We start from the raw sequence: 23956 nt of genomic DNA, 5'->3' as shown, positions 1-23956 counted from the left end.
GGCGGATCCCCGGTAGGCGCAGCGCGGCCGGGGAAGCGTAAACAACAAGACTAACTACAGCGTTTTAAGCATCCGCACTTCACAATCCACGTGGCCGGTATCGCCCAGCGGTCCGTCAATATGCTCGAAGCCAAGGTGCTCGTATAAGCCTACCGCTTCCTTGAGGAAGGCGGTGGTTTCCAGATAGCAGCGCCTGAATCCCTGCTCGCGGGCATGATCCAGCGCGAGCAGCGCCAGCTTTTTCGCCAGCCCCTGTCCGCGGGCGGAAGTCATAAAGTACATCTTCTGCAGCTCGCAGATATCGGGCTCGCTGTGGGCCAGCGGCGCCACGCCGCCGCCGCCGACCACTTGACCATCCTGCTCCACCACCCAGTATGCGGAACCCGGCTGGCTGTAGAGCTGGAAAAGCTCATCCAGATTAGGGTCGGCTACCGTGTAGCCTTTATCGGCCGTCAGCCCGTATTCGGCTGAAACCTGGCGAATAACGCCGGCGATAGCCGCATTGTCTTGCGCGGTGATCCGGCGCAGCGACACCGTGATGGTCGCGATCGTATTCATACGATTACTCATAGCAAAAATGGCGGATGATGCTGTTGTTAATAACATCGGAAAAGGTGGCAGCGCAAGCGCTGTTCAACGCGACGGACGTTTGTGCTGCAACCTGGTCGTTAGCGCGTGGGAATACGCGGTGATTGGGCCCCTTGCCCGGTCAGGCAAGGGGCAGAGGGTTACAGCGCGGCGATGACGGCCTGCTGTTCAACCAGCTTGGTTTTCGCTTCTGCGTAACCTTCCAGCTTTTCACGCTCTTTAGCAATGACCGCTTCCGGCGCGCGGGCGACAAAGCCTTCGTTGGAAAGCTTGCTTTCGATGCGGCCAATTTCCGCTTCGACTTTCGCCACTTCTTTCGCCAGACGCGCCAGCTCGGCGTCCTTGTCGATAAGGCCGGCCATCGGGATCAGCAGCTCTGCGCCGTCGATGATCTTGGTGACGGAAACCGGACCTTTATCATCGGCAGCCAGCACGGTGATGCTTTCCAGGCGCGCCAGGTTCAGCAGGAAGCTGCGGTTGTCGTTTACGCGACGAATGGCATCGTTGCTGCAGCCGCGCAGCAGAAGCTCCAGCGGTTTGCCTGGGGCAATGTTCATTTCCGCGCGAATGTTACGCACGGCGATGATGGCCTGCTTCAGCCACTCGGTATCGGAAGCCGCGGCTTCATCAACCTGCGATGCATCGTACTGCGGGAACGGCTGCAGCATGATGGTATCGGCGGTTACGCCGCAAATTACCTTCACGCGCTGCCAGATGGTTTCGGTGATAAACGGAATGATCGGGTGCGCCAGGCGCAGCAGGCCTTCCAGCACGGTTACCAGCGTATTGCGGGTGCCGCGCAGCTCGGCGTCGGTGCCGCCGTTCATTACCGGCTTGGTCAGCTCCAGATACCAGTCGCAGAACTGGTTCCAGGTGAACTCGTACAGAATGCCCGCGGCGATATCGAAGCGGAAGTTATCCAGCGCTTCGCGGTACGCTTTGATGGTCTGGTTGAATTCCGCCAGGATCCAGCGATCGGCCAGCGAGAGCTCCATGGCGCCGCCGTTGAAGCCGCAGTCCTGATCTTCGGTATTCATCAGCACGAAGCGGCTGGCGTTCCACAGCTTGTTACAGAAGTTGCGGTAGCCTTCCAGGCGCTTCATATCCCAGTTGATGTCGCGGCCGGTTGAGGCCAGCGCCGCCAGGGTGAAGCGCAGGGCGTCGGTGCCGTGCGGCTCGATGCCGTCCGGGAACTGTTTTTCGGTGCGCTTAGCGATTTTTTCCGCCAGCTGCGGCTGCATCATGTTGCCGGTACGTTTCTCCAGCAGGTCGGCCAGGGAAATACCGTCGACCATATCCAGCGGGTCAATCACGTTACCCTTGGATTTGGACATCTTCTGGCCTTCGTCATCGCGGATCAGGCCGGTCATGTAGACGGTCTTAAACGGAACCTGCGGCTTGCCGTTTTCATCTTTGATGAAGTGCATGGTCATCATGATCATGCGGGCAATCCAGAAGAAGATGATGTCGAAGCCGGATACCATCACGCTGGTTGGGTGGAACTGACGCAGCGCGTCGGTGTTTTCCGGCCAGCCGAGGGTGGAGAAGGTCCACAGCGCGGAGGAGAACCAGGTATCGAGAACGTCGTCGTCCTGGCGCAGCGCCACGTCGGCGGAGAGGTTGTTTTCCTGACGCACTTCGTCTTCGTTACGGCCAACGTAGACGTTGCCTTCGTTGTCGTACCATGCAGGGATGCGGTGACCCCACCACAGCTGACGGGAGATACACCAGTCCTGAATATCGCGCATCCAGGAGAAATACATGTTTTCGTACTGCTTCGGCACGAACTGAATGTCGCCGTTCTCAACCGCTTCAACCGCCGGTTTTGCCAGCACGTCGGCACGGACGTACCACTGGTCGGTCAGCATCGGCTCGATAACCACGCCGCCGCGATCGCCGTACGGTACGGTCAGGTCGTGCGGTTTAATCTCTTCTAACAGTCCCAGCGCGTCGACGGCGGCAACCACCGCTTTACGCGCGGCAAAGCGTTCCAGATTCTGGAACTGGGCCGGGATCGCGTTAGGGTAGGCGTCAGATTCGTTGCCTTTGGTGTCGTACACCTCCGCGGTTTCGCGGATATCGCCGTCAAAGGTCAGGATGTTGATCATCGGCAGGCCGTGACGTTTACCGACTTCGTAGTCGTTAAAGTCGTGCGCCGGGGTGATCTTCACGCAGCCGGTGCCCTTTTCCATATCGGCGTGTTCGTCGCCGACGATGGGAATGCGGCGGTCAACCAGCGGCAGAATAACGAATTTGCCGATCAGATCTTTATAGCGCGGATCTTCCGGGTTAACGGCCACGCCGGTATCGCCGAGTACGGTTTCCGGACGGGTGGTGGCCACCACCAGGTAATCTTTACCGTCGGCGGTTTTCGCGCCGTCGGCCAGCGGGTAGCGGATGTGCCACATGGAGCCTTTAGACTCGCGGTTTTCCACTTCGAGATCGGAAATCGCGGTGCGCAGCTTCGGATCCCAGTTGACCAGGCGCTTGCCGCGGTAGATCAGGTCCTCTTTGTACAGGCGGACAAAGACTTCCTTCACGGCGTTGGAGAGGCCTTCATCCATGGTGAAGCGCTCGCGCTCCCAGTCCACGGAGTTGCCCAGGCGGCGCATCTGACGGGTAATGGTACCGCCGGATTCCGCTTTCCACTGCCAAATTTTGTCGATAAAGGCGTCACGACCGTAATCGTGGCGGGTTTTACCCTCTTCGGCGGCAATCTTACGCTCAACCACCATCTGGGTAGCGATACCCGCGTGGTCGGTACCGGCCTGCCACAGGGTGTTTTTACCCTGCATGCGCTGGTAGCGAATCATGGTATCCATGATGGTTTGCTGGAAGGCATGACCCATATGCAAACTGCCGGTGACGTTCGGCGGTGGGATCATGATGCAGAAGCTCTCCTGGCTTTCATCACCATTCGGTTTGAAATAGCCCTGCTTTTCCCAGTGCTCGTAAAGCGGCTGTTCGATATCTTGTGGGTTGTATGTCTTTTCCATTATTTCCAGGTTGCCGTGTTCAGGTTGAAACCAGCCATGCGGTACGCTTTGTAGCGTTCGCGCGCCAGTTGTTTCAAAGAGTCTTCGTAAGGGACAAAGTCTATCACTTCTGTGAAAGCGGTGGCAAAATCTGCAAAGTTTACCCGCAGACTGATCAGGATATCCCGCGGGCTGCTGTTACGCTTTTGCGGCCAGGCGACCTCCACCGGCGCGCCGCCTCTGGGGCCTTCTCCCGCCAGATTATGCGGGACAAAACTCTCCGGTGGCCGCGTCCACAGCGCTTCGTCGAGGCGAACCGCCTGCTGCTCATCTTCGCAGGCGATCAGCACGCGCTTGCCGCTGCGCCAGCGCTCCGCGGCAATTTCACACACCAGCTGTTCGACGGCGCTCAGGCCGTCCTGCTGCGCGTCGTTGTCCAGCAGATAAAAGGTTGCGTTCTTCATATCTCTACCCGTTGTCTTTCCCGTTGCCTCTTGGTTGGCTGCCTTTGGGCACCCCGGCCGCAGAGTGAACTATGCTGACGGGAGTGTGCGCCGCTCTGCCGCCGCGATGCAACTCGAAATCCATAGGGTACTGAATTCTAATTGCTCGAACTTACGGGCCGGATAAGCGTCGCGCTATCCGGCCCGTAAGATTACTCTTCGCCGGTAAAGCCGGCGCGGTTGAGCAGGAACTGCGACAGCAGCGCCACCGGACGACCGGTCGCGCCCTTGGCTTTACCCGAACGCCATGCGGTACCGGCGATATCGAGGTGCGCCCAGTTGTACTTACGGGCGAAGCGCGACAGGAAGCAGCCGGCGGTAATGGCTCCGCCCGGACGACCGCCGATGTTGGCCATATCCGCGAAGTTGGACTCCAACTGATCCTGGAACTCGTCACCCAGCGGCAGACGCCACGCGCGGTCGCCCGCCAGCTCGGATGCGCCAATCAGCTCATGGGCCAGCGGATTGTGGTTCGACATCAGGCCGGTGATATGGTGGCCGAGGGCAATCACGCAGGCGCCGGTCAGCGTCGCCACGTCAATCACCGCTTCCGGTTCGAAGCGCTCAACGTAGGTCAGGACGTCGCAGAGCACCAGGCGGCCTTCGGCATCGGTATTCAGCACTTCAACCGTCTGGCCGGACATGGTGGTCAGGACGTCGCCCGGGCGATAGGCGCGACCGCCGGGCATGTTTTCACAGCCCGCCAGCACGCCGATGACGTTCAGCGGCAGCTGCAGCTCGGCGACCATGCGCATCACGCCGTACACCGCCGCCGCGCCGCACATGTCGTACTTCATCTCGTCCATGCCTTCGGCAGGCTTGATGGAGATACCGCCGGAGTCGAAGGTCAGGCCTTTACCGACCAGCACGATCGGGCGCGCGTCTTCCGCCGGGTTGCCTTTGTACTCAATCACCGACATCAGCGATTCGTTCTGCGAGCCGTTGCCGACGGCGAGGTAGGAGTTCATCCCCAGCTCGCGCATCTGCTGCTCGCCGATCACGCGGGTGACGACGTTTTTGCTGTAAGTATCCGCCAGCTGGCGCGCCTGAGAGGCGAGATAGGCCGCGTTGCAGATATTCGGCGGCATGTTGCCGAGATCTTTTGCCGCTTTAATCCCGGAGGCGATCGCCAGACCGTGCTGGATTGCGCGCTCGCCGCTGGTCAGTTCGCGGCGGGTGGGCACGTTGAAGACCATTTTACGCAGCGGACGACGCGGTTCGCTTTTGTTGGTCTTCAACTGATCGAAGCTGTACAGCGTCTCTTTCGCGGTCTCAACGGCCTGGCGAACTTTCCAGTAGTTGTTACGCCCTTTGACGTGCAGCTCGGTCAGGAAACAGACCGCTTCCATCGACCCGGTATCATTCAGGGTATTAATGGTTTTTTGAATCACCTGCTTGTACTGGCGCTCATCCAGCTCGCGCTCTTTGCCACATCCAATCAGCAGAATGCGCTCTGACAGAATATTTGGCACATGGTGGAGCAGCAGCGTCTGGCCTGGCTTACCTTCCAGTTCACCGCGACGCAGCAGGGCGCTGATATAGCCGTCACTGATTTTATCGAGTTGTTCGGCAATGGGGGAGAGGCGACGCGGTTCGAAGACGCCGACCACGATACAGGCACTCCGCTGCTTCTCCGGGCTACCGCTTTTTACACTGAACTCCATGCACTACGCTCCTGAATCTTAAAGACAACGACGGTGGCTACGGATAGAATTGAAAGCTTTCGTAACTCATGTCCGCTGTTGTGGTGACTTCGTGTTAATCTTAACGTTATTACGGCCTTGGTTCGTCAGAAAAAAACCTGATACGCAGAACCGATGAGTCATTTAATCTTAGCGATGATTTCGACGACCAAAGAGAATAAATGACGTTTAAGCCATGAAACAAGCAATTTTCCTGCAATAAGACGGGTTTTTACGGGCGTATTTATAGTGATAATCATAAGATATCTGGTTCGTGAGACGCTGAAAAGCCAGTTGGCGATCCTATTCATCCTGTTGCTCATTTTCTTTTGTCAGAAACTGGTCAGGATCCTCGGCGCTGCGGTAGATGGCGATATCCCGACAAATCTGGTGCTCTCGCTGTTAGGGTTGGGTATTCCGGAAATGGCGCAGCTGATCCTGCCTCTGAGCCTGTTCCTCGGGCTGCTGATGACGCTGGGCAAACTCTACACCGAAAGCGAAATCACGGTGATGCACGCCTGCGGCCTGAGCAAAGCGGTACTGGTGAAGGCGGCGATGATCCTCGCGCTGTTCACCGGCGCGGTCGCGGCGGTCAACGTGATGTGGGCGGGGCCGTGGTCGTCCCGGCATCAGGACGAAGTGCTGTCGGAAGCAAAAGCTAACCCCGGCATGGCCGCGCTGGCCCAGGGTCAGTTCCAGCAGGCCAGCGACGGTAGCGCGGTGCTGTTTATTGAAAGCGTTAACGGCAAGCGTTTCCAGGACGTATTCCTCGCGCAGCTGCGGCCGAAAGGCAACGCCCGTCCGTCGGTGGTGGTCGCCGATTCAGGCGAGCTCTCGCAGCAGAAAGACGGCTCGCAGGTGGTGACCATGAATCAGGGTACCCGCTTTGAGGGCACCGCCATGCTGCGCGATTTCCGCATCACCGATTTCAAAAACTATCAGGCGATTGTTGGCCATCAGGCGGTCACCTCAGATCCCGATGATACTGAACAGATGGATATGCGCACGCTGTGGCATACCCAGACCGATCGCGCGCGCGCCGAGCTGCACTGGCGCTTCACGCTGGTGGCGACCGTCTTTATCATGGCGCTGATGGTGGTTCCGCTGAGCGTCGTCAACCCGCGTCAGGGTCGCGTGCTGTCGATGCTGCCGGCAATGCTGCTTTACCTGGTCTTCTTCCTGCTGCAAACCTCGATTAAGTCGAACGGCGGCAAAGGTAAAATGGACCCGATGATCTGGATGTGGGGCATCAACCTGCTCTATTTCGCGCTGGCGGTGCTGTTGAACCTGTGGGATACGGTGCCAATGCGTCGCTTCCGTGCCCGTTTTAACAAAGGAGCGGCGTGATGCAGGCGTTTGGCGTACTTGACCGTTATATCGGTAAGACGATTTTCAACACCATCATGATGACGCTGTTCATGCTGGTTTCGCTGTCGGGCATTATCAAGTTTGTCGATCAGCTGAAAAAAGCCGGGCAGGGCAGCTACGACGCGCTGGGCGCCGGGTTATACACCCTGCTCAGCGTGCCGAAAGACGTGCAGATATTCTTCCCGATGGCGGCGCTGCTCGGGGCGCTGCTTGGCCTCGGCGCGCTGGCGCAGCGCAGCGAGCTGGTGGTGATGCAGGCCTCAGGTTTTACCCGTCTGCAGGTGGCACTGGCGGTAATGAAAACCGCTATCCCGCTGGTTCTGCTGACGATGGCGATGGGGGAATGGATTGCGCCGCAGGGCGAGCAGATGGCGCGTAACTACCGCGCTCAGCAGATGTACGGCGGCTCGCTGCTTTCCACTCAGCAGGGCCTGTGGGCGAAAGACGGCCACAACTTTGTCTATATCGAACGGGTTAAAGGTAACGACGAGCTGGGCGGCGTGAGCATTTACGCCTTCAACGAGGCGCGTCGCCTGCAGTCGGTCCGCTACGCCGCGTCGGCGAAATTCGATAGCGAGAATAAGGTCTGGCGACTGTCGCAGGTTGATGAGTCCAATCTCACCGACCCGAAACAGATTACCGGCTCGCAGATGGTCAGCGGCACCTGGAATACCAAACTGACGCCGGACAAGCTGGGCGTAGTGGCGCTGGATCCCGACGCGCTGTCGATTAGCGGCCTGCACAACTACGTCACCTATCTGAAGTCCAGCGGTCAGGATCCGGGCCGCTACCAGCTCAATATGTGGAGCAAGATCTTCCAGCCGCTGTCGGTGGCGGTGATGATGCTGATGGCGCTGTCGTTTATCTTTGGTCCGCTGCGCAGCGTGGCGATGGGCGTGAGGGTAGTGACGGGGATTAGCTTCGGCTTTATCTTCTACGTTCTGGACCAGATTTTCGGCCCGCTGACCCTGGTCTACGGCATTCCGCCGATCATCGGCGCGCTGCTGCCGAGCGCCAGCTTCTTCCTGATAAGCCTCTGGCTGATGATGCGTAAGGCGTAAACGACTTGCGGCTCCTCCCGTCGGGAGGAGTCGTTACAGCGCGGGCGGCCTGTCAATATTGTTTAAAAAACCTTTCACGCAGCTTTCCTGATGACGGAACAGCGTCACTATCTCACTCACCGCCTTACCGTCTCGTTCTTTACTCCATGCCAGCGACAGCGGTGAAGGCTGCCGACGATTCTCCACCTCTTTGGCTATCAGACTGCCGTTATCAAGCCATGGCTGACAGACATTGCGCGGCAGAAAACCGACCCCCACCCCGGTAATATGGCACTGTAATTTAGTCTGCATGTCCGGGACTTTTATTTCCTTCTGTCCGGAGAGCAGCCAGGCCACGCGCTTGGTGAGATTGCGGGAGGTATCTTCGATGTTGATAGCCGGGAAAGCGCGCAGCGGTGCATCGTTAATCACCCCTTCGACGGCCGCCAGCGGGTGATGCGGTGCCACCACAAAGACCCAGCTGATTTCCCCGAGCGGCAACAGATTAATTGAGTTGGAGAGCGATTCCGAACCGGTGACGCCAATCGCCAGGTGGTAGTCGCCATACAGCATGGCATCCCAGACCCCCATATAGACCTGGCGGGAGACCTGAAACTGGGTAAACGGGAATCGCTGATGCAGATGGCTGAGCAGCAGGGCCACGGCGAGGTTGTCGTACAGCAGATTGTTGATAACCAGATTCACCTGACGTTCGACGCCGTCATTGACTTGGCTTAGCTCATCGGGCATCGCCTCCAGCCAGCTTAGCCACTGCAGGCAGCGCTCAAGCAGATGGGTACCGGCGGGGGTCAGACTGACCGAGCGTGTGGTTCGCAGAAACAGCGGTGTACCCAAGGATTCTTCCAGCATTTTGATGCGGTAGCTGATGGCGGCCGGGGTTTTGAACAGGCTCTCGGCGGCACGGGAAAAACTCCGGGTTTCCGCCACGCGTATAAAGGTGCGGATCGTTTCATGGTCCATCATTACAGTGTCCCCGTGATACATGCGTTACCAGACATTGCTGCGCAACATGCACTCCCAGCAGAGTGTCTGCGCCAGAGGTGTGTCCGTGTGCCAGCAGGTGACGAATGGCGTGGTGAGTCCTTGTGCTATGAGCACCGACAGCCAGGTGACGCAAGAGATGGATAAGCGTGGTCGAAAAGCGCCCTTGACTGGCGTGCAGAAGATAACAAGCGCTTACCGTAGTTGTCAGCTGTTGCAGCGTCCGGGCCGGGGGGAATTGCTTGATTTTGCGAGGCAACTCGCGAACTGGCGCGGCACAGTACAGAACGGCCAGCGCACCGACCAGCATATCGTCCATGGAGGGGGTCAGGCCGGGGCCGAGTCCGATTAGCGTTTCTGCATCGGCAAAGCCGTTGTCCAGCAGCCTGAACAGGTGCTGCTGTGGCGCATCCGCACGGTGCACCGCCGCTGAGAGGCTGCCGCAAAGCCCGGTCTTCTGAGGATAAGCTGATAAAAAAGCCGCCAGTGGCTGTAAGGGATGAGTAGGGAGTGAGGGCGTGACATGTCGACGAGGAGCGCGCAATCGCAGCGCCCGCCAGTGTAAACCGCCTGCAAACAGGGTGAGCACGGTGCCAGGAGAGAGGATGCTGCGCAGATAATCATACTCCTGACAGCGCAGCAACCAGCCCATGGGTGGCAGGCTTGTTCCGCCGCGCAGCAGGGTCAACAGCGTGCCATCCTCATGCTGCATATTAATGGCCTGGCTAAACAGGCTATGACAACGCCACTCGCCGTCCGGGAGCGGATGGCTGCAGCCAGAGGCAAGCGGCGTCAGGATCATATCAGGCTGCCGGGATATTCATCGCCTGGGCCAGCGCTTCCAGCGCCTGCTCGAAGCAGGCCAACGGGGCGCGGACGGTTCCGGCACCCACCTGACCAATCCCGGCCTCCTTGTGGGCAATGCCGGTATTAATGATTGGCGTGATGCCGGTTTCCACGACCCGACGAATATCGAGCCCCAGGCAGGCCCCCTGGAAGTTCCACGACGGGATCTGCAGCAGCGGGTTATGCTGAAGATAAATCTCGCCCATCTCCTCTGATGTTTCCTGGGCCGCCTCCATCCCGCCTGCACCAACGAAGCGGGTAACGCCTGGGGCAGCTATCATCGCCGCGCCGCCGATGCCGTAGGTTTCCGTTATTGCGCTGTCGCCGATGTCCGGGTTGGCATCTGTCTGGCTGTAGCCGGTAAAGAACAGCCCCTGAGGGGTATTCACCGGCGCGGTAAACCAGCGGTCGCCGAGGCCGCTGACTCGGATGCCGAACATCTGGCCGTTGCGGGTCATGGCGGTGACCACCGAGCCTGCTTTAATTTCTGCGGCGGCATCCATGGTGGCTTTACAGTAGGCCATTGCCAGGTTGAGGAAGAACTGATCGGTGACGCTGAGGAACTCCAGCACTTCACCGGTCTGCGTTTTATCTCGTTCCTGTCCGGCGATGCGCGGGGCAAGGGTACGCATCAGCAGCGCCGAGGCGGCGATGTTGCGCTGGTGGAATTCGTCGCCCATGGTGATGGCCTGTGCCATCAGCGCCGACAGGTCGAGGCCCTCTTCAAAGGTGCTTAGCGCTTCGCTGAGTACCGGGGCGAGGGTATCGCGCATCCAGCGCAGACGGGTTTGCACGTCAGGGCCGTAAGCACCAAAGCGCATCACTTTGCCGATCCCTTCGTTGAGGTTGCAATAGGCTTCATTGCCGTGCACCGCATCGCGCACAACAATTACCGGCATGCTGGCGGAGGTAATGCCGCCCATCGGACCCACTGCCCGGACGTGATGACAGGGGATAAAGGCGACCTCTCCTTGCTCCAGCAGCTGCAAAGCATGGGCTTCATCATCAGCCCAGCCTTCAAACAGACAGGCCCCGAGACAGGCCCCGCGCATCGGGCCGGTCATCTCCTGCCAGCGGATTGGCGGCCCGGCATGCAGCAGCACGCGGCCTTCACGCAGTTCAGAGATAACGCTGGCAGCGGGTTTAACGTCGAGCCAGTGCGGGCGGGCGGCTTTGATACGGGCGATCACCGCGTCGTTTGCTTCATTAATGCTGGTGTACATAGCTACCTCTTACAAAAATAGAGTCAAAAGTTCATTTGCTTAAGCAGGGCCGCCAGATGTGGATTGCCGCCGGCTATCGGTGCCCACTGGAAATGCACCACCGGGCAACCTGCCTGCTGCAAATCACGGGCAAAGCTTCGCAGGCCAACGTTGATCACCTGCACGCCGTTGAGCAGCGCCGGGGGAGCGACAGGAGTCGGGTGTTGACGGGGAGCCACCAGGTAATGCGCCAGCAGCACCGCCTCCTGCAAGGTGTTCATCACGATGACGTCGCCGTTGAGCAGGGCGTCGATTTGTTGGGAGCGAGGCTGGGGATCCTGTTCGGTGCCGGTGACGGTGGCGATAACCGTCAGCGGTTGCTCAGGGCCACGCGCGCTGCGGACGGTGTTAATAGCCTCCAGCAGCGCGCCCGCCGGATCGTCACAGGCGCCATAGCCGAGCACGATGTCTACCAGCAGCACCCCGGTTTCCGGCTGCTGGCTGAGTTTCTCGATCTCCAGAGAACGGGTGGTTGGGTCGATCATTGGGTGCGGGCGTCCCACCGTCCAGGCGTCATCGCCAAGATCGACCAGGCGATGACCCTGGGCTTCCAGCATCACGCCGGCTGGGTGATGAGCATCGGTTTCTACCCCCAGATGCTCCGCCAGGAGCATGGCTGCCTCCGCGGCGAGCGTACCGCCTGCATACAGGCCAAGGATCTGCTTACCGCTTTGTGGTACTTGTGAAGCGGCTATCTGCTCGACGCTCGCCAGCATGGCGGCCAGACGCGCGGCTTCAGCCAGTGAGCTGGCGAACCAGATATTGCCCTCCTGCCCCCGGGCGGGTTTACTGCTGAGAAACAAGGCGACGACGGGCTTAGACAGCTTTTTCATGGCGTGGATAATGGTCTGCCTGACCGATTCCGCAGGGGGCTTGGAGACGAAAGCGATCACTTTGCTTTGCTCGTCTGCCGCCAGCATCTCCAGCGCCGTCAGGGCACTGAGGCCGCCGATCTGCTGACTCAGATCGCGTCCCCCTAAACCCATCGCGTGAGTAACGCCCTGGCCGAGCAGCGCTACCTGGGAGGTCAGCTCCTGGATGCCAGTGCCCGAAGCGCCAATCACCCCGATGCAGCCCGCAGGCAGAATGTTGGCGAAGGCCAGCGGCGCTCCGGCGATGGCGGCAGTGCCGCAGTCCGGCCCCATTACCAGCAGACCGCGCTCGCGGGCGTACTGTTTCAGGGCCCGTTCCTGCTCCAGCGGCACGTTGTCAGAGAACAGCATCACATTTTTACCGCTCTCCAGCCCCTGACGGGCCACGCCCGCCGCGTACTCCCCGGCGACGGAGATCAGTACCAGGTTTGCCTCCGGCAGTTTCGCGCAGGCGCTCTCCCAGCGGCGCGCCTTTTGCAGACGCAGGCCGCTGCTCTGCCCCTGGGCAATGGCGTTCAGTTCGGCGTCCAGCCGCTGCTGGATCAGGGTGAGAATATCGGCGACCGGCTGACGGGTGCGGATTGCCGCGCAGATATCGTTCGGCGTTGCCTGGGCAAACTCTTCATGCCAGAAGCCCGTCGACTCCAGCAGCGCTTTGTTAGCGGGGGTGCCCATCATCACCGAGACTTCTTCGACATCGTCAATGGCGCTCAGCTTACGGGAGATGAGCATCAGGCTGACGGAGTCCTGAAAACTACCTTTTTTTACGAATGCGTAAATCATCACAGACCTCGGGTTATTTCTTCTCTTTCAGGAACAGCATGCCGACCAGACCCACGACCAGTAACGCCGCGGAGACGTAGAAGCTGGAGGCAAGGCTGCCGGTCATATCGCGAGCGGCACCGGCAATCACCGGAGCCAGAATGGAGGAACTCATACCGATAAAGTTGAACAGACCGAAGGCGGAGCTGTAGTTGTTCTCATCGACGCTGTCGGCGACCAGCGCCACCAGAACCGGATCCAGCGCCAGCTTGCCGACCAGGCCGTAAACGCACAGGGCGACGATCACCCCGGTCATGTTCGGCATCCAGATAATGGAGAGCATGCTGAGAATAGCCACCGGCACCAGCACCAGAATCAGCGGCTTACGTTTACCCAGACGGTCGGAGAGCGAGGAGAAGAGCAGCGCGCCAGGGATTGAGATCCAGGCGACCAGTGAGGTGATAAAGCCGGTTTCGCTCCCCGCAATGCCGCGCTCGCTTTGCAGGTAATAGGGCAGCCAGGTGAGGATCACGAAGAAACCAAACAGGCTGCAAAACACCATCAGATAGACCAGCAGCAGATTGCGATTTTTGAACAAATCGGTGAATTTGCTTTTCGGTTTCGCCATCCCGCCTTCCTCGACGGGCTGGCGTTTTTTCTCTTTGACAAACAGCCAGATAGCCAGCCCGGTCAGCAGAGTAGGGATCGACATGACAAAGAACGGCGTACGCCAGCTGTAGCCCTGGTCATACACCAGCCAGCTGGAGGCCATCAGCCCCAGCGCAATACCAAAAGCCATGCCGCTGTTGATGATGGCGCTGCCGAGCGAACGGTATTTTTTGGGGATTTGCTCTGAGGAGAGGCCATACTGCGGGCCGTAGTAGGTGCCTTCGCCAGCGCCGGTGACGACCCTGGCGAACAGCAGCGTGCTCCAGCTTTTGGCCCAGCCGGTGACGGCGGTAAAGGCCCCGAACAGTAAAAATCCAGGAATAAGGACTTTTTTCTTGCCTATTTTATCTCCGAGGATCCCGGCCGGAACCTGTAATAAAGCGTAAGAGAAATAAAAGACCGAATTCATTAATCCAAGCTGGGTGCCTGATAAACCAAATTCTTTTTCCAGTTCCCCCATTACCGGGTTTAATACCGTGCGATCGGCATACATAAATATCCAGCCGAGCCAGAATAAAAAGATGGTCACCCACCAGGCGGGGATCCCTCTTTTGTGCGGGGCCACCGCATCGTTGAGTTGTGCAGACATGGTTTGTCTCCTGTAGATAATATTGCCTCCGCCAGTCCCGGCGGGTGTTCTGCGGCTAAACCTACAGTAGAAATAGGGGTATTCTGGTGAGGCAGATCACACTCGCCTGATTGTGAGATTTTTTTTCTTCACACCGTCTGGATTATTAAAAATATTTAAAAGAAACCATTGTTAGAATTAATTTAATAACTATGGTGGACTTATGTTTAATTTTTAAATTGTTCTTTTGAGTCGGCCAATAATGATATTGCTCACATTTTATGATGATTGTTCCGTTATGTTTTTAGGCTATATTATTAACCGGAGAATAACATGAAAAAGACCATCGTCATTGCGCTGGGTGGGAATGCTCTGCTGGCACGCGGTGAAGCGTTAAGCGCCGAAAATCAGTACCGTAATATTGCGCAAATTGCCGATGTGGTGGCCAGTCTAAGCCAGGAGTATCAGGTGGTGATTGTGCACGGTAATGGCCCGCAGGTGGGGCTGCTGGCATTGCAAAATCAGGCCTACAGCGACTGCCCGGCGTGGCCGCTGGATGTGCTGGTGGCCGAGACCCAGGGGATGCTGGGCTACATGATTGCTCAGGTGCTGGGCAGTCGGGCCGGGATCCCACCGGTCGTCACCCTGTTGACCCGAGTGGAAGTGGATGCCGCCGACCCGGCGTTTCGCCAGCCCGGGAAATATATCGGTCCGGTGTGGGCTCCGGAGGAACAGAGTGCGCTGGAGGCCCGCTATGGCTGGCAGATGAAAAAGGACGGCGACTATGTTCGCCGGGTAGTGCCGTCGCCAAGACCACAAAAAATCCTTGAGCGGCAGGCCATTAGTCAGCTGCTGGCCGACGGCAACGTGGTGATTTGTGCGGGCGGCGGCGGCACGCCGGTGGTGGAGGAAAACGGCAGTTATCAGGGCATGGAGGCGGTGGTGGATAAAGATCTGGCGGCGTCGGTTTTGGCTCAGTCGCTGCAGGCAGAAGCGCTGCTGATCCTCACCGAGGCTGACGCCGTTTATCTTGACTGGGGTACCCCGAAGGCGCGCGCATTACGCACGGCCACCGTGGACGATATTCGGCCGCTGGCCGTGCCGGATGGTGCAATGGGGCCGAAAGCGGAAGCCGCGATCCAGTTTGTTGAGATGACAGGTCACCCGGCGTACATCGGCGCGCTGCGCGATGCGCCAGCCATCCTGCGGGGCGAAAAGGGCACCCTTATCGCCCCGGCAGAGGTGTGCGTCTGACTAGCGCCGTCTGCCGCCCAGTAAACTGCCGAGCATGCCACGCACAATCTGATTGGTGATTTGCCGCGTGGCACTTTTCGCTGCCGTTTGCACAATACCGTCGCGCTTGCCGCCGCGCGGGCCGGTGGTTCCAAACAGAATATCCTTCAGGCCGCCGAGCAGGCCGTCGTCGGCGCTGCTCTGCTGGCCTTTGGCCGGCGGCGCATCCTGCTGCTCGGTGGTGGCCTGTACCCCTTTTTGCAGCATTTCAAACGCCGACTCGCGATCGACCTCCTCCTCGTATTTTCCGTACAGCGCGGAGTGGTTAATCAGCCCGTTACGCTCGTCGTCCGTGACTGGCCCCATCCGCGAGCAGGGGGCGATAACCATCACCCGCTCTACCACCGACGGGCTGCCTTTTTCGTCGAGGAAGGAAACCAGCGCTTCGCCGGTGCCCAGCTCCTGAATAGCTTGTTCGGTACTGAATGCCGGATTGGCGCGCATGGTTTGCGCCGCCGTTTTTACCGCCTTCTGATCCTTCGGCGTGAAGGCGCGCAGGGCGTGCTGCACCCGGTTGCCCAACTGGCCGAGCACCGCGTCGGGGATATCCGCCGGGTTTTGCGAAACGAAGTAAACCCCCACGGCCTTGGAGCGAATAAGGCGGATAACCTGTTCGATTTTATCGAGTAAAACCTGCGGCGCATCGTTAAACAGCAGGTGTGCCTCGTCGAAGAAAAAGACCAGCTTCGGTTTGTCCAGATCGCCGGCTTCCGGCAGGCGCTCGTAGAGCTCCGAGAGCATCCACAGCAGGCTGGCCGCGTACAGCTTCGGCATCTGATACAGCTTTTCGGCGCTGAGGATATTAATCACCCCTTTACCGCTGGCATCAACGCGCATCCAGTCCGCGATATCCAGCATCGGCTCGCCGAAGAAGTGCTCCGCACCCTGCTGCTCAAGCGTCAGCAGGCCGCGCTGGATAGCTCCCACCGAGGCGCCGCTGATGTTGCCGTACTGGTTCTGGAAGCTTTTCGCGTTATCGCCGATGTACTGGGTAATGGCGCGCAGATCTTTAAAGTCGAGCAGCAGCAGGCCGCGGTCGTCGGCGATGCGGAAAATGATATTCAGCACCCCGGACTGGACCTCGTTGAGGTTCAGCAGGCGCGCCAGCAGCAGCGGGCCGAGGTCGGAAACCGTGGCGCGAAGCGGGTGGCCTTTCTCGCCGAAAATATCCCACACGACTACTGGATTAGCGTGTGGCTGCCAGTCGGTGACGCCGATTTTTTCCAGCCGCGCCTGCAGCTTTTCGCTGCTCTGGCCCGCCTCGGCGATACCGGTGAGATCACCCTTCACGTCAGCCATAAATACCGGCACGCCGATTTCGGAAAAGGACTCCGCCAGCTTCTGCAGCGTGACGGTTTTACCGGTCCCGGTAGCCCCGGTGATCAGGCCGTGACGGTTGGCCATTCCGGGGAGTAGATACAGCTGTTTTTCTAGCGTACGCGCAATCAGCAGGGGTGAGCTCATGGTCGATTCCTCCATTTATCCTGCGTCGATTATAGGCAACCTGGCCGCAAAAAGACGCAGGGAATCGCCACTTTAGGGCGGAGTCGACGTTTATTTTCTTCAGGCGCAGTGCTGCTGGATCAGCGCGATGCTCTGCTCTACCTCACGACGGATATCGTCTTCACGCCAGTTTGCCAGCTCCGGCGCAAACGGCTCGAAGGCGTAAACGCCCTGATAGCCGCGCGCCTCAAGGTTTTTGACCTGCTCGCAGGTTTGCAGCCTGTCGCGCGGGGTCAGCATGATGCGCTCATCGTCGGTGAGCTCCTCGCGCGGGCGGGTATCCTCGACGCCGGAGAGATGGACCAGGCCGATAGCGTCGATCTCCAGCTGGCTAAACTCCTCATCCGCCTGCGGGTAGAGATGGTGGTGGAAGGTATCGATCAGCAGCTTAAACGGCACGCGGGCATCGTGAATAAGCGTTTGCGCCTGCGCCGCCGAGCGCAGCGAGCTTTGCGGAAAGCCTAGCGGCTCAACCAGCCCGTGGATGCCGTAAAAAGAGAACAGTGGCGCCAGCTCGCGAAGCGCGCTCAGCGTCTCGTCGGTGGAGACCGCGCTGCCGTCGTTGAGCGGGCAGAGCACCAGTGACTTCGCGCCAACGGCCTGCGCCTCCTTCAGCAGGGATTCGGTCAGGCCGCGCACCTCCGGCGTACGGCAGTTGAAGGGATAAACCGCATTGATGGTCAGAATCTCAATATGGTAGCGCTCGGCCAGTTCGCGCACCTGGCGGGCGCTGAGATCGTCGGTCACCTTTCCGCCGGGGAGATCGTTGCGCAGCTCGACCTTGTTCAGCCCGAGGCTGTTCACCAGGCGAAAGAAGGACTCGATATTCAGCAAAGGGGCGATCTTGCGATTAATGCAGAAGCGGTGCAGGGCAATGGTCATTTTACTCTCCGGGAACAGGATGAAGTGGCTTCGTTCGATTACTCTCTAGTCAAAACGTTTATTCCAAAAATGGCAATGAGTGAAATGGTGGTTATTTGAGCCGCCTCGCAAAATAGCGTGCGCAAAAGGGACGATGCGCGTCGGGCCGAAGCGCCGCAGCGTCTGTTCCATGCAACCGCACTTTCTTGCAGTAACAGAAGTATTATTGCTTTAAATTGCGACCATCATCACCAAATTAGAATTTCATTTTATATCAATGTTGAAATATAAGTTTCATTTTACTACGGTTATAGCACAGCAAAATCGGAGATGGGCCACAGCGTTGGCCTTCCACACCATGAGGCGAGAACATGACGATCACAGGAAACTTTATTGGCGGGCAGACCGTTACCAGCAGCAGCAATGAAACGATGCCGGTGTTTGATCCGGCGACGGGCAAAGTGGTGCGCGAAGTCACGCTCTCCACCGCCCAGGAGGTCTCTGACGCCATTCAGGTCGCGCGCGACGCGTTTGAAGGCTGGTCGCGTACTACGCCGCTGCGCCGCGCCCGGGTGCTGTTCAACTTTAAAATGCTGCTGGAACAACATGCTGAAGAGCTGGCGGGGATCATCGTTAGCGAGCACGGTAAGGTGTGGTCGGATGCGCTGGGCGAGCTGACCCGCGGCCTGGAAGTGGTTGAGTTTGCCTGCGGGATCCCGCACCTGATCAAAGGCGAGTATTCATCCGACGTCGGTACCGGCGTCGACAGCTACTCCCTGATGCAGCCGCTGGGCGTGGTGGCGGGGATTACACCGTTTAACTTCCCGGCAATGGTGCCGATGTGGATGTTCCCGCTGGCGCTGGCCTGCGGTAACAGCTTCATCCTCAAGCCTCCTGCGCTGGCGCCTACCGCGGCGGTACGTCTTGCGGAGCTGCTTAAAGAGGCGGGCCTGCCGGATGGCGTCTTCAATGTGATTCACTGCAGCAACGAAGATGCCGAGCAGCTCTACACCGACCCGCGCATTGCGGCGGTCAGCTTTGTCGGCTCCTCCGGCGTGGCGGAGTATATCTACAAAACCGCCAGCGCTCATGGGAAGCGCGTGCAGGCCTTCGGTGCGGCGAAAAACCATGCGATCGTAATGCCGGATGCGGACCTCGATGCCACGGTGAACGCGATTATGGGCGGCGCGTTTGGGTCGGCGGGAGAACGCTGCATGGCGCTGCCGGTGGTGGTTGCCGTCGGCGATGAAACCGCGGACAAGCTGATTGCCCGCCTGCAGCCGCTGGTGCAGGCGCTGAAGGTCGGCCCTGGCTGCATGCGCGGCAAAGAAGAGAACGAAATGGGCCCGGTGGTTTCCGACAGCCATCAGAAAAAAGTGCTGGGCTATATTGATAAGGGCGTCAGCGAAGGCGCGACGCTGGTAGTCGACGGCCGTAAGCCGCGGGTGCCGGGTTACGATGAAGGTTACTATGTTGGCGGGACGCTGTTTGATAACGTGACGCCGGAGATGACCATCTGGCGGGAAGAGATTTTTGGGCCGGTGCTGGGGATTGTGCGCGTCGCCGACTATCACAGCGCGCTGGAACTGGTGAACAGCCACGAGTTTGGCAACGGCAGCGCCGTCTTCACCAGCAGCGGTCATACCGCGCGTGAATTCGTCCATGACGTGCAGGCCGGGATGGTCGGGGTCAACGTGCCGGTGCCGGTACCGATGGCGTTCCACAGCTTTGGCGGCTGGAAGCGCTCCGTCTTCGGCGCTCTGAACGTCCACGGGCCGGACGGCGTGCGTTTCTACACGCGCATGAAAACCGCCACCGTCCGCTGGCCGGCAGGGCAGCAAACCGTATCTGAATTCAGCATGCCGACGTTAGGCTAATCGGCGAAGGAGAGCGCCATGTCGTTACTGGCTAAATCGCAAAAAGAGGGACAGATCCAGCACATTACGCCGCAAAGCGCCGGCTGGCGCTACATCGGCTTTGACGTCTGGATGCTGAAAAAAGGGCAAAGCGTGACGCTGGAAAGCGGCGAACGCGAGCTGTGCCTGGTGCTGGTCGCCGGGCTGGCTTCGGTCAAAACGACGAAGGCCGACTTCCCGGACCTCGGGCAGCGGATGTCGCCGTTTGAGCGCACGCCGCCGTGGTCGGTCTACGTGCCGCCGCAGGATAAAGTCGAGGTTACCGCCGATTCCGATCTCGAGCTGGCGGTCTGCAGCGCGCCGGGTAAGGGGAGCTTCCCCGCGCGGGTGATTCGCCCGCAGGACGTTGGCGTTGAGCATCGCGGCAAAGGGCGCAACCAGCGCCGGGTGCACAATATTCTGCCGGACAGCGCGCAGGCTGACTGCCTGCTGGTGGTTGAGGTCTACACCGATGAGGGGGCCACCAGCTCGTGGCCGTCGCACAAGCACGATACCGCGCTGCCGGGCCGCGAGACCCAGCTGGAGGAGACCTACTATCACCGCTTCGACCCGCCGCAGGGCTTTGCCTTCCAGCGCGTCTATACCGATGACCGCAGCCTGGACGCCTGCATGGCGCCCTACAACCACGACGTGGTGATGGTGCCGCGCGGCTATCATCCGGTGGCGGCGATTGCCGGCTATGACAGCTACTATCTGAACGTGATGGCCGGGCCGGATCGCCGGTGGCTGTTTAGCTGGGAAGAGGATCACGCGTGGATCAATAGCCCCGACTATCCTCGCCACGACTGATACGCCATGAACGCGACGCAGGGCCGGTTAGATTTGCTAACCGGCCTTTTTTTGTTGCCTGAGCGTTCCCGACCGCGCGACCAGTCCGACAACGGGCCGTCGGGGCGGGTGGGGCGAATGTGCACAATGTCGGTAGGCCGGTCGGGATGACAAGGCGTGCAGCGCTAGCCCGGATAAGGCGCTGACGCCGCCATCCAGGGAGAAGAGAGAACGTTTGGTCGTGGTCGCCCGGACGGGCGAGCGCGCCGCCTCCGGGGAGGCGGTGCCTCAGGCCTGCTGCTGGGCCTGCTGATCTTTGCTGCTGTTGAGGGCCAGCGAAACCGCCAGCGTCTGGGCGAGACAGAGCGAAGCCACCTGCGAGCGGAAGCCGTCAACCTGGGCCTCGCGCACCACGAAGCAGACGTCGCTGAAGGCCGCGAGCGGACTAACCTGGCTGTCGGTGATGGCAATCTGCCGCGCTTTGCGCTGAGCGCCGAGCTCAACCAGCTCAACTACCTCGCGGGCGTAAGGCGAGAAGCTGACCGCCACCACCACGTCTTTCGGGCCGACCAGGCTCAGCTGCTCGGTAAACATGCCGCCGAGCCCGTCGATCAGGAAGGCCTTGCGGTCAAGGTGGCGCAGGGCGTAGGTCAGATAGGAGGCGACGCTAAACGAGCGGCGCAGGCCGATAACGTAGATATTCTCCGCTTCCGCCAGCAGGGCTACCGCGCGCTCAAGATCGTCGCCCGAGGTCTGCATGGCAAGCTGCTGCAGCGCCTGGGTGTTGACCATGGTAAACATATTGAGAATTTCGGTCGGCGTTTCCGGCGGCGAGCTCTCATCGCTGGTGGTCTGGCGGAACAGACGCGCGCGCTCGGTATAGTTGGCGGTCTCTTCCATCAGATGCTGTCTGAACATCTGCTTCATTTCGTTAAAGCCGCTGAAGCCAAAAGCATTAGCGAAACGAATCAGGGTGGATGGCGGAACGTCGGCCTGCTGGGCGATAGAGGCTACGGTATCGAAAGCCACGCTATTGCTGTTATCCAGAATATAGCGCGCTACCTGTTTTAAGCGTTTGCTTAACGTCTCGTAGCGACGTCTGATCTCATCCTGCAGGATGGTAAGTTGGGTTGGATTATTGGCCATAAATTGCGCTCTGATGAAATGAAAGAAATATAATTTCCAGTGTACCAAATGAAGAGAATTTTTCATTTTTTGCGATGAAATACGCGATTCATTTCACGAAGAAAGCGAAAAAGCCCGCACCGGAGGGGGAAGATGCGGGCTGAACAGGATTAGCCGCGGGCTTCGCGCCAGTAGCCGATAAGCGCCAGGTAGTTGCGTTTCACCTCATCGATCAGCGCCTCATCGCTAAGCTCGCCCTGCATCCAGCGGCGCGAAGGCTGACCAAAGATGGTGCGCCCGACAGCAAAGCCTTTGATGATAGGGTGGTTCGCGGCTTCGGCGAATCCGGCGCGCAGGCGATCGGGGGATGCGTCGAGGCCAAGGATCAGGATCCCGCGGCACAGGCTATCTTCGCGTTCGATCAGCGCGGCGATCTTCTCCCAGTTTGCGCTGGAGAGCGGCGGCAGCTTCCACCAGTCGGGCTGGATACCGAGCCGGTAAAAATGTTCCAGCATGGCGTAATAGTGGCGCTCGTCCTTATCCGGACCGTTTTCCGGCAGGATCACTTCCAGCAGCAGCTCGTGCCCGGACTTATTGCAGGCCTGCCAGACCTCCAGCAGCAGCGCATCCTGCTCGGCGCGCAGCGCCGCCGGGTCGGCCGGATGATAGAAGACCAGGCACTTAACCACCTGTTCCAGCGGCCAGTCGATCAGCTGAGAGCCGATATTGCCGTGCTCAAGACGCAGCGGGCGGGAGCCCGGCAGCTCGATTGGCCGCCCGATCCACCAGCCTTTGCCGGTAATGGCGTTCAGCGCGCGCTGGCCGTAGGTGCCATCGGCGAGAATACCGCTGCGCTGATCGAGCCCGGCCTCCTGCGCCGCCGCTTCGGCTGCGGCCAGCAGCAGCAGCTTGAGCTGCGGGATGCAGGCCGTATCGCGACCGGTTTCCTGCACCAGATCCGCCAGCTGCTTGCGGTGGTCAAAGGCGAAGATGCACAGCTCAGGCCACTGCTGGCGGCGGCTGGTCACCCGATGGAGATGGTTCAGACGAGCGTCGAGATCCGGGCGCGGGACCGATTCCGCGCGCAGCAGATAGTCATCCAGCTCCACCTTCGTCGGCATCGCCGGCGCGCAGCCGTGGCGTGAGACCACCAGCGCCCCGCAGGCGTTAGCGTAGCGGCAGGCCTGCTCCCAGCCCTCGTCGTTCAGCCAGCCGCGCAGCAGGCCGGACATAAAGGCATCGCCGGCGCCCAGTACGTTGAGTACCTCCACCCGCACGCCCTGCTGCAGCGGCACGCTGTCCCAGCTGTTGGGGATCTCGCCTTCCAGCACCACGCAGCCCATCGGACCGCGCTTGCACACCAGGGTGGCTTTGGTGGCTTGGCGGACGTTTTTCAGCGCCGTCAGCGTATCGGTGCTGCCGCCGGCAATATGAAACTCTTCTTCTGTACCGACCACTAAATCGAACAGATGTAGCACTTCCTGCAGCTGACGGGTGACGGAACCGGAAGCAATGAAACGCGTTTCACCATCGCCGGGCGAGGTTAATCCCCAAAGAACCGGGCGATAGTCGATATCCAGCGCCGTCCGCAGGCCGTGGCGGCGGGCGTACTCCAGCGCTTTCAGCACCGCTGCGCGGGTGTTGGCATGCGAAAGGTGCGTGCCGGTGATCGCCAGCGCCCGGGAGGAGGCGATGTACTCTTCCTTAATATCTTCCGGCGTCAGCGCCATATCGGCGCAGTTGTCGCGGTAAAAAATAAGCGGGAAGGTTTCCTGATCTTTAATCCCCAGCATCACCAGCGCGGTAAGGCGCTGCTGGTCGGTTATCAGGTATTCGGTATCGACCCCGGCACGGCTTAGCGTTTCCCGTAAAAAGCGGCCATTGTGCTCATTACCCACGCGGGCAAGCATCGCCGATTTTAATCCCTGAATGGCGGTGCCAAAGGCCACGTTGCCCGAGGAGCCGCCCAGATATTTAGAGAAACTGGCGACATCTTCCAGCCTTGCGCCAATCTGCTGGGCATAGAGGTCGACAGCCACCCGGCCAATACAGATGACGTCGAGCCGCTTTACTGCTGCATTCATAGCTACGGTTTCCTTTTGCATGTCTGCTGTACGGAAGGGTCGATATCGACGAGGTCTCCACAAACAGCCTGAGAGTGAACGATTCCCCTTAGTTTGAGAAATAAATATTTCATTTGCAAATTAGATCGAAATTAAAAAACCAAAAGTGTGAGGGATCTACCACTCTGCGGCGCCGGGCGCCATTATACAAAGGTTTGCTGGTACCGGCTGCTCTTGCGTGAAAAAGGGTGAGTAATAAACATCTTTATACCTGATTTTTAAAAGGATGT

18 protein-coding genes are annotated in these 23956 nt (G+C 59.3%); 5 read left to right on the top strand and 13 right to left on the bottom strand.

The annotated features are described in order from the left end of the window. Positions 1-54 precede the first annotated feature (54 nt). The 4 genes from GVK32_RS08790 to pepA all read right to left on the bottom strand — a co-directional run bounded on the left by GVK32_RS08790 (position 55) and on the right by pepA (position 5730). On the bottom strand, positions 55-558 hold the full coding sequence (locus GVK32_RS08790) for a GNAT family N-acetyltransferase (protein ID WP_159867435.1): 504 nt from the start codon (positions 556-558) through the stop codon (positions 55-57). 170 nt (positions 559-728) lie between these two features. Beyond that, a complete protein-coding gene (locus tag GVK32_RS08785; RefSeq protein WP_159867432.1) occupies positions 729-3584 on the bottom strand; it encodes a valine--tRNA ligase in 2856 nt (951 codons plus the stop codon). After that, entirely contained in the window at positions 3584-4027 is a 444-nt protein-coding gene (holC, locus tag GVK32_RS08780) for a DNA polymerase III subunit chi (RefSeq protein ID WP_041143792.1), read from the bottom strand. Before holC ends, GVK32_RS08785 begins: the two co-directional genes overlap by 1 nt. A gap of 191 nt (positions 4028-4218) precedes the next feature. Continuing rightward, positions 4219-5730, bottom strand: coding sequence for a leucyl aminopeptidase (gene pepA / locus GVK32_RS08775; protein WP_123709847.1), 1512 nt, complete (start codon positions 5728-5730; stop codon positions 4219-4221). 267 nt (positions 5731-5997) lie between these two features. On the opposite strand from pepA, the gene lptF reads away from it, so the two are divergent. Both lptF and lptG read left to right on the top strand, forming a co-directional pair. Beyond that, the gene (gene lptF / locus GVK32_RS08770) at positions 5998-7095 is read left to right on the top strand and encodes an LPS export ABC transporter permease LptF (RefSeq protein WP_076946991.1); all 1098 of its coding nucleotides are present in this window, start codon (positions 5998-6000) and stop codon (positions 7093-7095) included. Further along, positions 7095-8177 carry an LPS export ABC transporter permease LptG gene (lptG, locus tag GVK32_RS08765; RefSeq protein ID WP_159867429.1) on the top strand — a complete coding sequence of 361 codons (1083 nt, stop codon included), beginning with the start codon at positions 7095-7097 and terminating at the stop codon, positions 8175-8177. The genes lptF and lptG overlap by 1 nt, the downstream gene beginning before the upstream one ends. A gap of 33 nt (positions 8178-8210) precedes the next feature. Here lptG and allS read toward each other — a convergent pair whose 3' ends face one another. From allS to GVK32_RS08740, 5 genes are read right to left on the bottom strand one after another with little or no spacing between them, the layout of a single operon-like run. Beyond that, positions 8211-9140: an HTH-type transcriptional activator AllS gene (gene allS / locus GVK32_RS08760; protein WP_004857321.1), complete on the bottom strand. Its 930-nt coding sequence runs from the start codon at positions 9138-9140 to the stop codon at positions 8211-8213. Then, a complete protein-coding gene (locus tag GVK32_RS08755) occupies positions 9127-9960 on the bottom strand; it encodes a DUF2877 domain-containing protein (protein ID WP_159867426.1) in 834 nt (277 codons plus the stop codon). Before GVK32_RS08755 ends, allS begins: the two co-directional genes overlap by 14 nt. 1 nt (position 9961) lies before the next feature. Beyond that, a complete protein-coding gene (locus tag GVK32_RS08750) occupies positions 9962-11227 on the bottom strand; it encodes a DUF1116 domain-containing protein (protein WP_123709843.1) in 1266 nt (421 codons plus the stop codon). 23 nt (positions 11228-11250) lie between these two features. Next, positions 11251-12921: an acyl-CoA synthetase FdrA gene (gene fdrA / locus GVK32_RS08745; protein WP_159867423.1), complete on the bottom strand. Its 1671-nt coding sequence runs from the start codon at positions 12919-12921 to the stop codon at positions 11251-11253. Positions 12922-12934: 13 nt separating this feature from the next. Further along, the gene (locus tag GVK32_RS08740; RefSeq protein ID WP_132513880.1) at positions 12935-14158 is read right to left on the bottom strand and encodes an MFS transporter; all 1224 of its coding nucleotides are present in this window, start codon (positions 14156-14158) and stop codon (positions 12935-12937) included. A gap of 312 nt (positions 14159-14470) precedes the next feature. Between GVK32_RS08740 and GVK32_RS08735 the strand changes: the two genes are divergently transcribed. Beyond that, positions 14471-15391: a carbamate kinase gene (locus GVK32_RS08735; protein WP_123709840.1), complete on the top strand. Its 921-nt coding sequence runs from the start codon at positions 14471-14473 to the stop codon at positions 15389-15391. Here GVK32_RS08735 and GVK32_RS08730 read toward each other — a convergent pair whose 3' ends face one another. Both GVK32_RS08730 and GVK32_RS08725 read right to left on the bottom strand, forming a co-directional pair. Further along, positions 15392-16894: a helicase HerA-like C-terminal domain-containing protein gene (locus GVK32_RS08730; protein ID WP_159867420.1), complete on the bottom strand. Its 1503-nt coding sequence runs from the start codon at positions 16892-16894 to the stop codon at positions 15392-15394. Positions 16895-16993: 99 nt separating this feature from the next. Beyond that, a complete protein-coding gene (locus tag GVK32_RS08725; protein ID WP_159867417.1) occupies positions 16994-17815 on the bottom strand; it encodes a TIM barrel protein in 822 nt (273 codons plus the stop codon). A gap of 350 nt (positions 17816-18165) precedes the next feature. Between GVK32_RS08725 and GVK32_RS08720 the strand changes: the two genes are divergently transcribed. After that, positions 18166-19671 carry a CoA-acylating methylmalonate-semialdehyde dehydrogenase gene (locus tag GVK32_RS08720; protein WP_159867414.1) on the top strand — a complete coding sequence of 502 codons (1506 nt, stop codon included), beginning with the start codon at positions 18166-18168 and terminating at the stop codon, positions 19669-19671. An 18-nt stretch (positions 19672-19689) separates the two neighbouring features. Next, complete coding sequence (gene iolB / locus GVK32_RS08715; protein WP_076946980.1) at positions 19690-20499, top strand: 5-deoxy-glucuronate isomerase; 810 nt, start codon at positions 19690-19692, stop codon at positions 20497-20499. A gap of 267 nt (positions 20500-20766) precedes the next feature. Here the strand turns inward: iolB and GVK32_RS08710 are convergent, their stop codons facing one another. Together GVK32_RS08710 and iolC are read right to left on the bottom strand one after the other, a co-directional pair. After that, entirely contained in the window at positions 20767-21624 is an 858-nt protein-coding gene (locus GVK32_RS08710) for a MurR/RpiR family transcriptional regulator (protein ID WP_123709835.1), read from the bottom strand. A gap of 149 nt (positions 21625-21773) precedes the next feature. Beyond that, positions 21774-23687, bottom strand: a complete 1914-nt coding sequence (iolC, locus tag GVK32_RS08705; protein ID WP_159867411.1) for a 5-dehydro-2-deoxygluconokinase — start codon at positions 23685-23687, stop codon at positions 21774-21776. Positions 23688-23956 lie beyond the last annotated feature (269 nt).

Origin of the sequence: Klebsiella sp. 18074 (assembly GCF_902705905.1) — a bacterium.
GTDB classification, from domain to species: domain Bacteria; phylum Pseudomonadota; class Gammaproteobacteria; order Enterobacterales; family Enterobacteriaceae; genus Klebsiella; species Klebsiella terrigena.
This window is presented reverse-complemented; position numbering and strand designations above follow the sequence as displayed.

What these genes read in the sequence shown, in the direction of transcription:
- GVK32_RS08720 (WP_159867414.1), top strand. Translation starts at nt 18,166, where the DNA reads ATGACGATCACAGGAAACTTTATTGGCGGGCAGACCGTTACCAGCAGC.
- pepA (WP_123709847.1), bottom strand. Translation starts at nt 5,730, where the DNA reads ATGGAGTTCAGTGTAAAAAGCGGTAGCCCGGAGAAGCAGCGGAGTGCC.
- GVK32_RS08710 (WP_123709835.1), bottom strand. Translation starts at nt 21,624, where the DNA reads ATGGCCAATAATCCAACCCAACTTACCATCCTGCAGGATGAGATCAGA.
- allS (WP_004857321.1), bottom strand. Translation starts at nt 9,140, where the DNA reads ATGATGGACCATGAAACGATCCGCACCTTTATACGCGTGGCGGAAACC.
- GVK32_RS08725 (WP_159867417.1), bottom strand. Translation starts at nt 17,815, where the DNA reads ATGACCATTGCCCTGCACCGCTTCTGCATTAATCGCAAGATCGCCCCT.
- fdrA (WP_159867423.1), bottom strand. Translation starts at nt 12,921, where the DNA reads ATGATTTACGCATTCGTAAAAAAAGGTAGTTTTCAGGACTCCGTCAGC.
- GVK32_RS08755 (WP_159867426.1), bottom strand. Translation starts at nt 9,960, where the DNA reads ATGATCCTGACGCCGCTTGCCTCTGGCTGCAGCCATCCGCTCCCGGAC.
- GVK32_RS08750 (WP_123709843.1), bottom strand. Translation starts at nt 11,227, where the DNA reads ATGTACACCAGCATTAATGAAGCAAACGACGCGGTGATCGCCCGTATC.
- GVK32_RS08735 (WP_123709840.1), top strand. Translation starts at nt 14,471, where the DNA reads ATGAAAAAGACCATCGTCATTGCGCTGGGTGGGAATGCTCTGCTGGCA.
- GVK32_RS08730 (WP_159867420.1), bottom strand. Translation starts at nt 16,894, where the DNA reads ATGAGCTCACCCCTGCTGATTGCGCGTACGCTAGAAAAACAGCTGTAT.
- lptG (WP_159867429.1), top strand. Translation starts at nt 7,095, where the DNA reads ATGCAGGCGTTTGGCGTACTTGACCGTTATATCGGTAAGACGATTTTC.
- GVK32_RS08740 (WP_132513880.1), bottom strand. Translation starts at nt 14,158, where the DNA reads ATGTCTGCACAACTCAACGATGCGGTGGCCCCGCACAAAAGAGGGATC.
- iolC (WP_159867411.1), bottom strand. Translation starts at nt 23,687, where the DNA reads ATGAATGCAGCAGTAAAGCGGCTCGACGTCATCTGTATTGGCCGGGTG.
- iolB (WP_076946980.1), top strand. Translation starts at nt 19,690, where the DNA reads ATGTCGTTACTGGCTAAATCGCAAAAAGAGGGACAGATCCAGCACATT.
- holC (WP_041143792.1), bottom strand. Translation starts at nt 4,027, where the DNA reads ATGAAGAACGCAACCTTTTATCTGCTGGACAACGACGCGCAGCAGGAC.
- GVK32_RS08790 (WP_159867435.1), bottom strand. Translation starts at nt 558, where the DNA reads ATGAATACGATCGCGACCATCACGGTGTCGCTGCGCCGGATCACCGCG.
- GVK32_RS08785 (WP_159867432.1), bottom strand. Translation starts at nt 3,584, where the DNA reads ATGGAAAAGACATACAACCCACAAGATATCGAACAGCCGCTTTACGAG.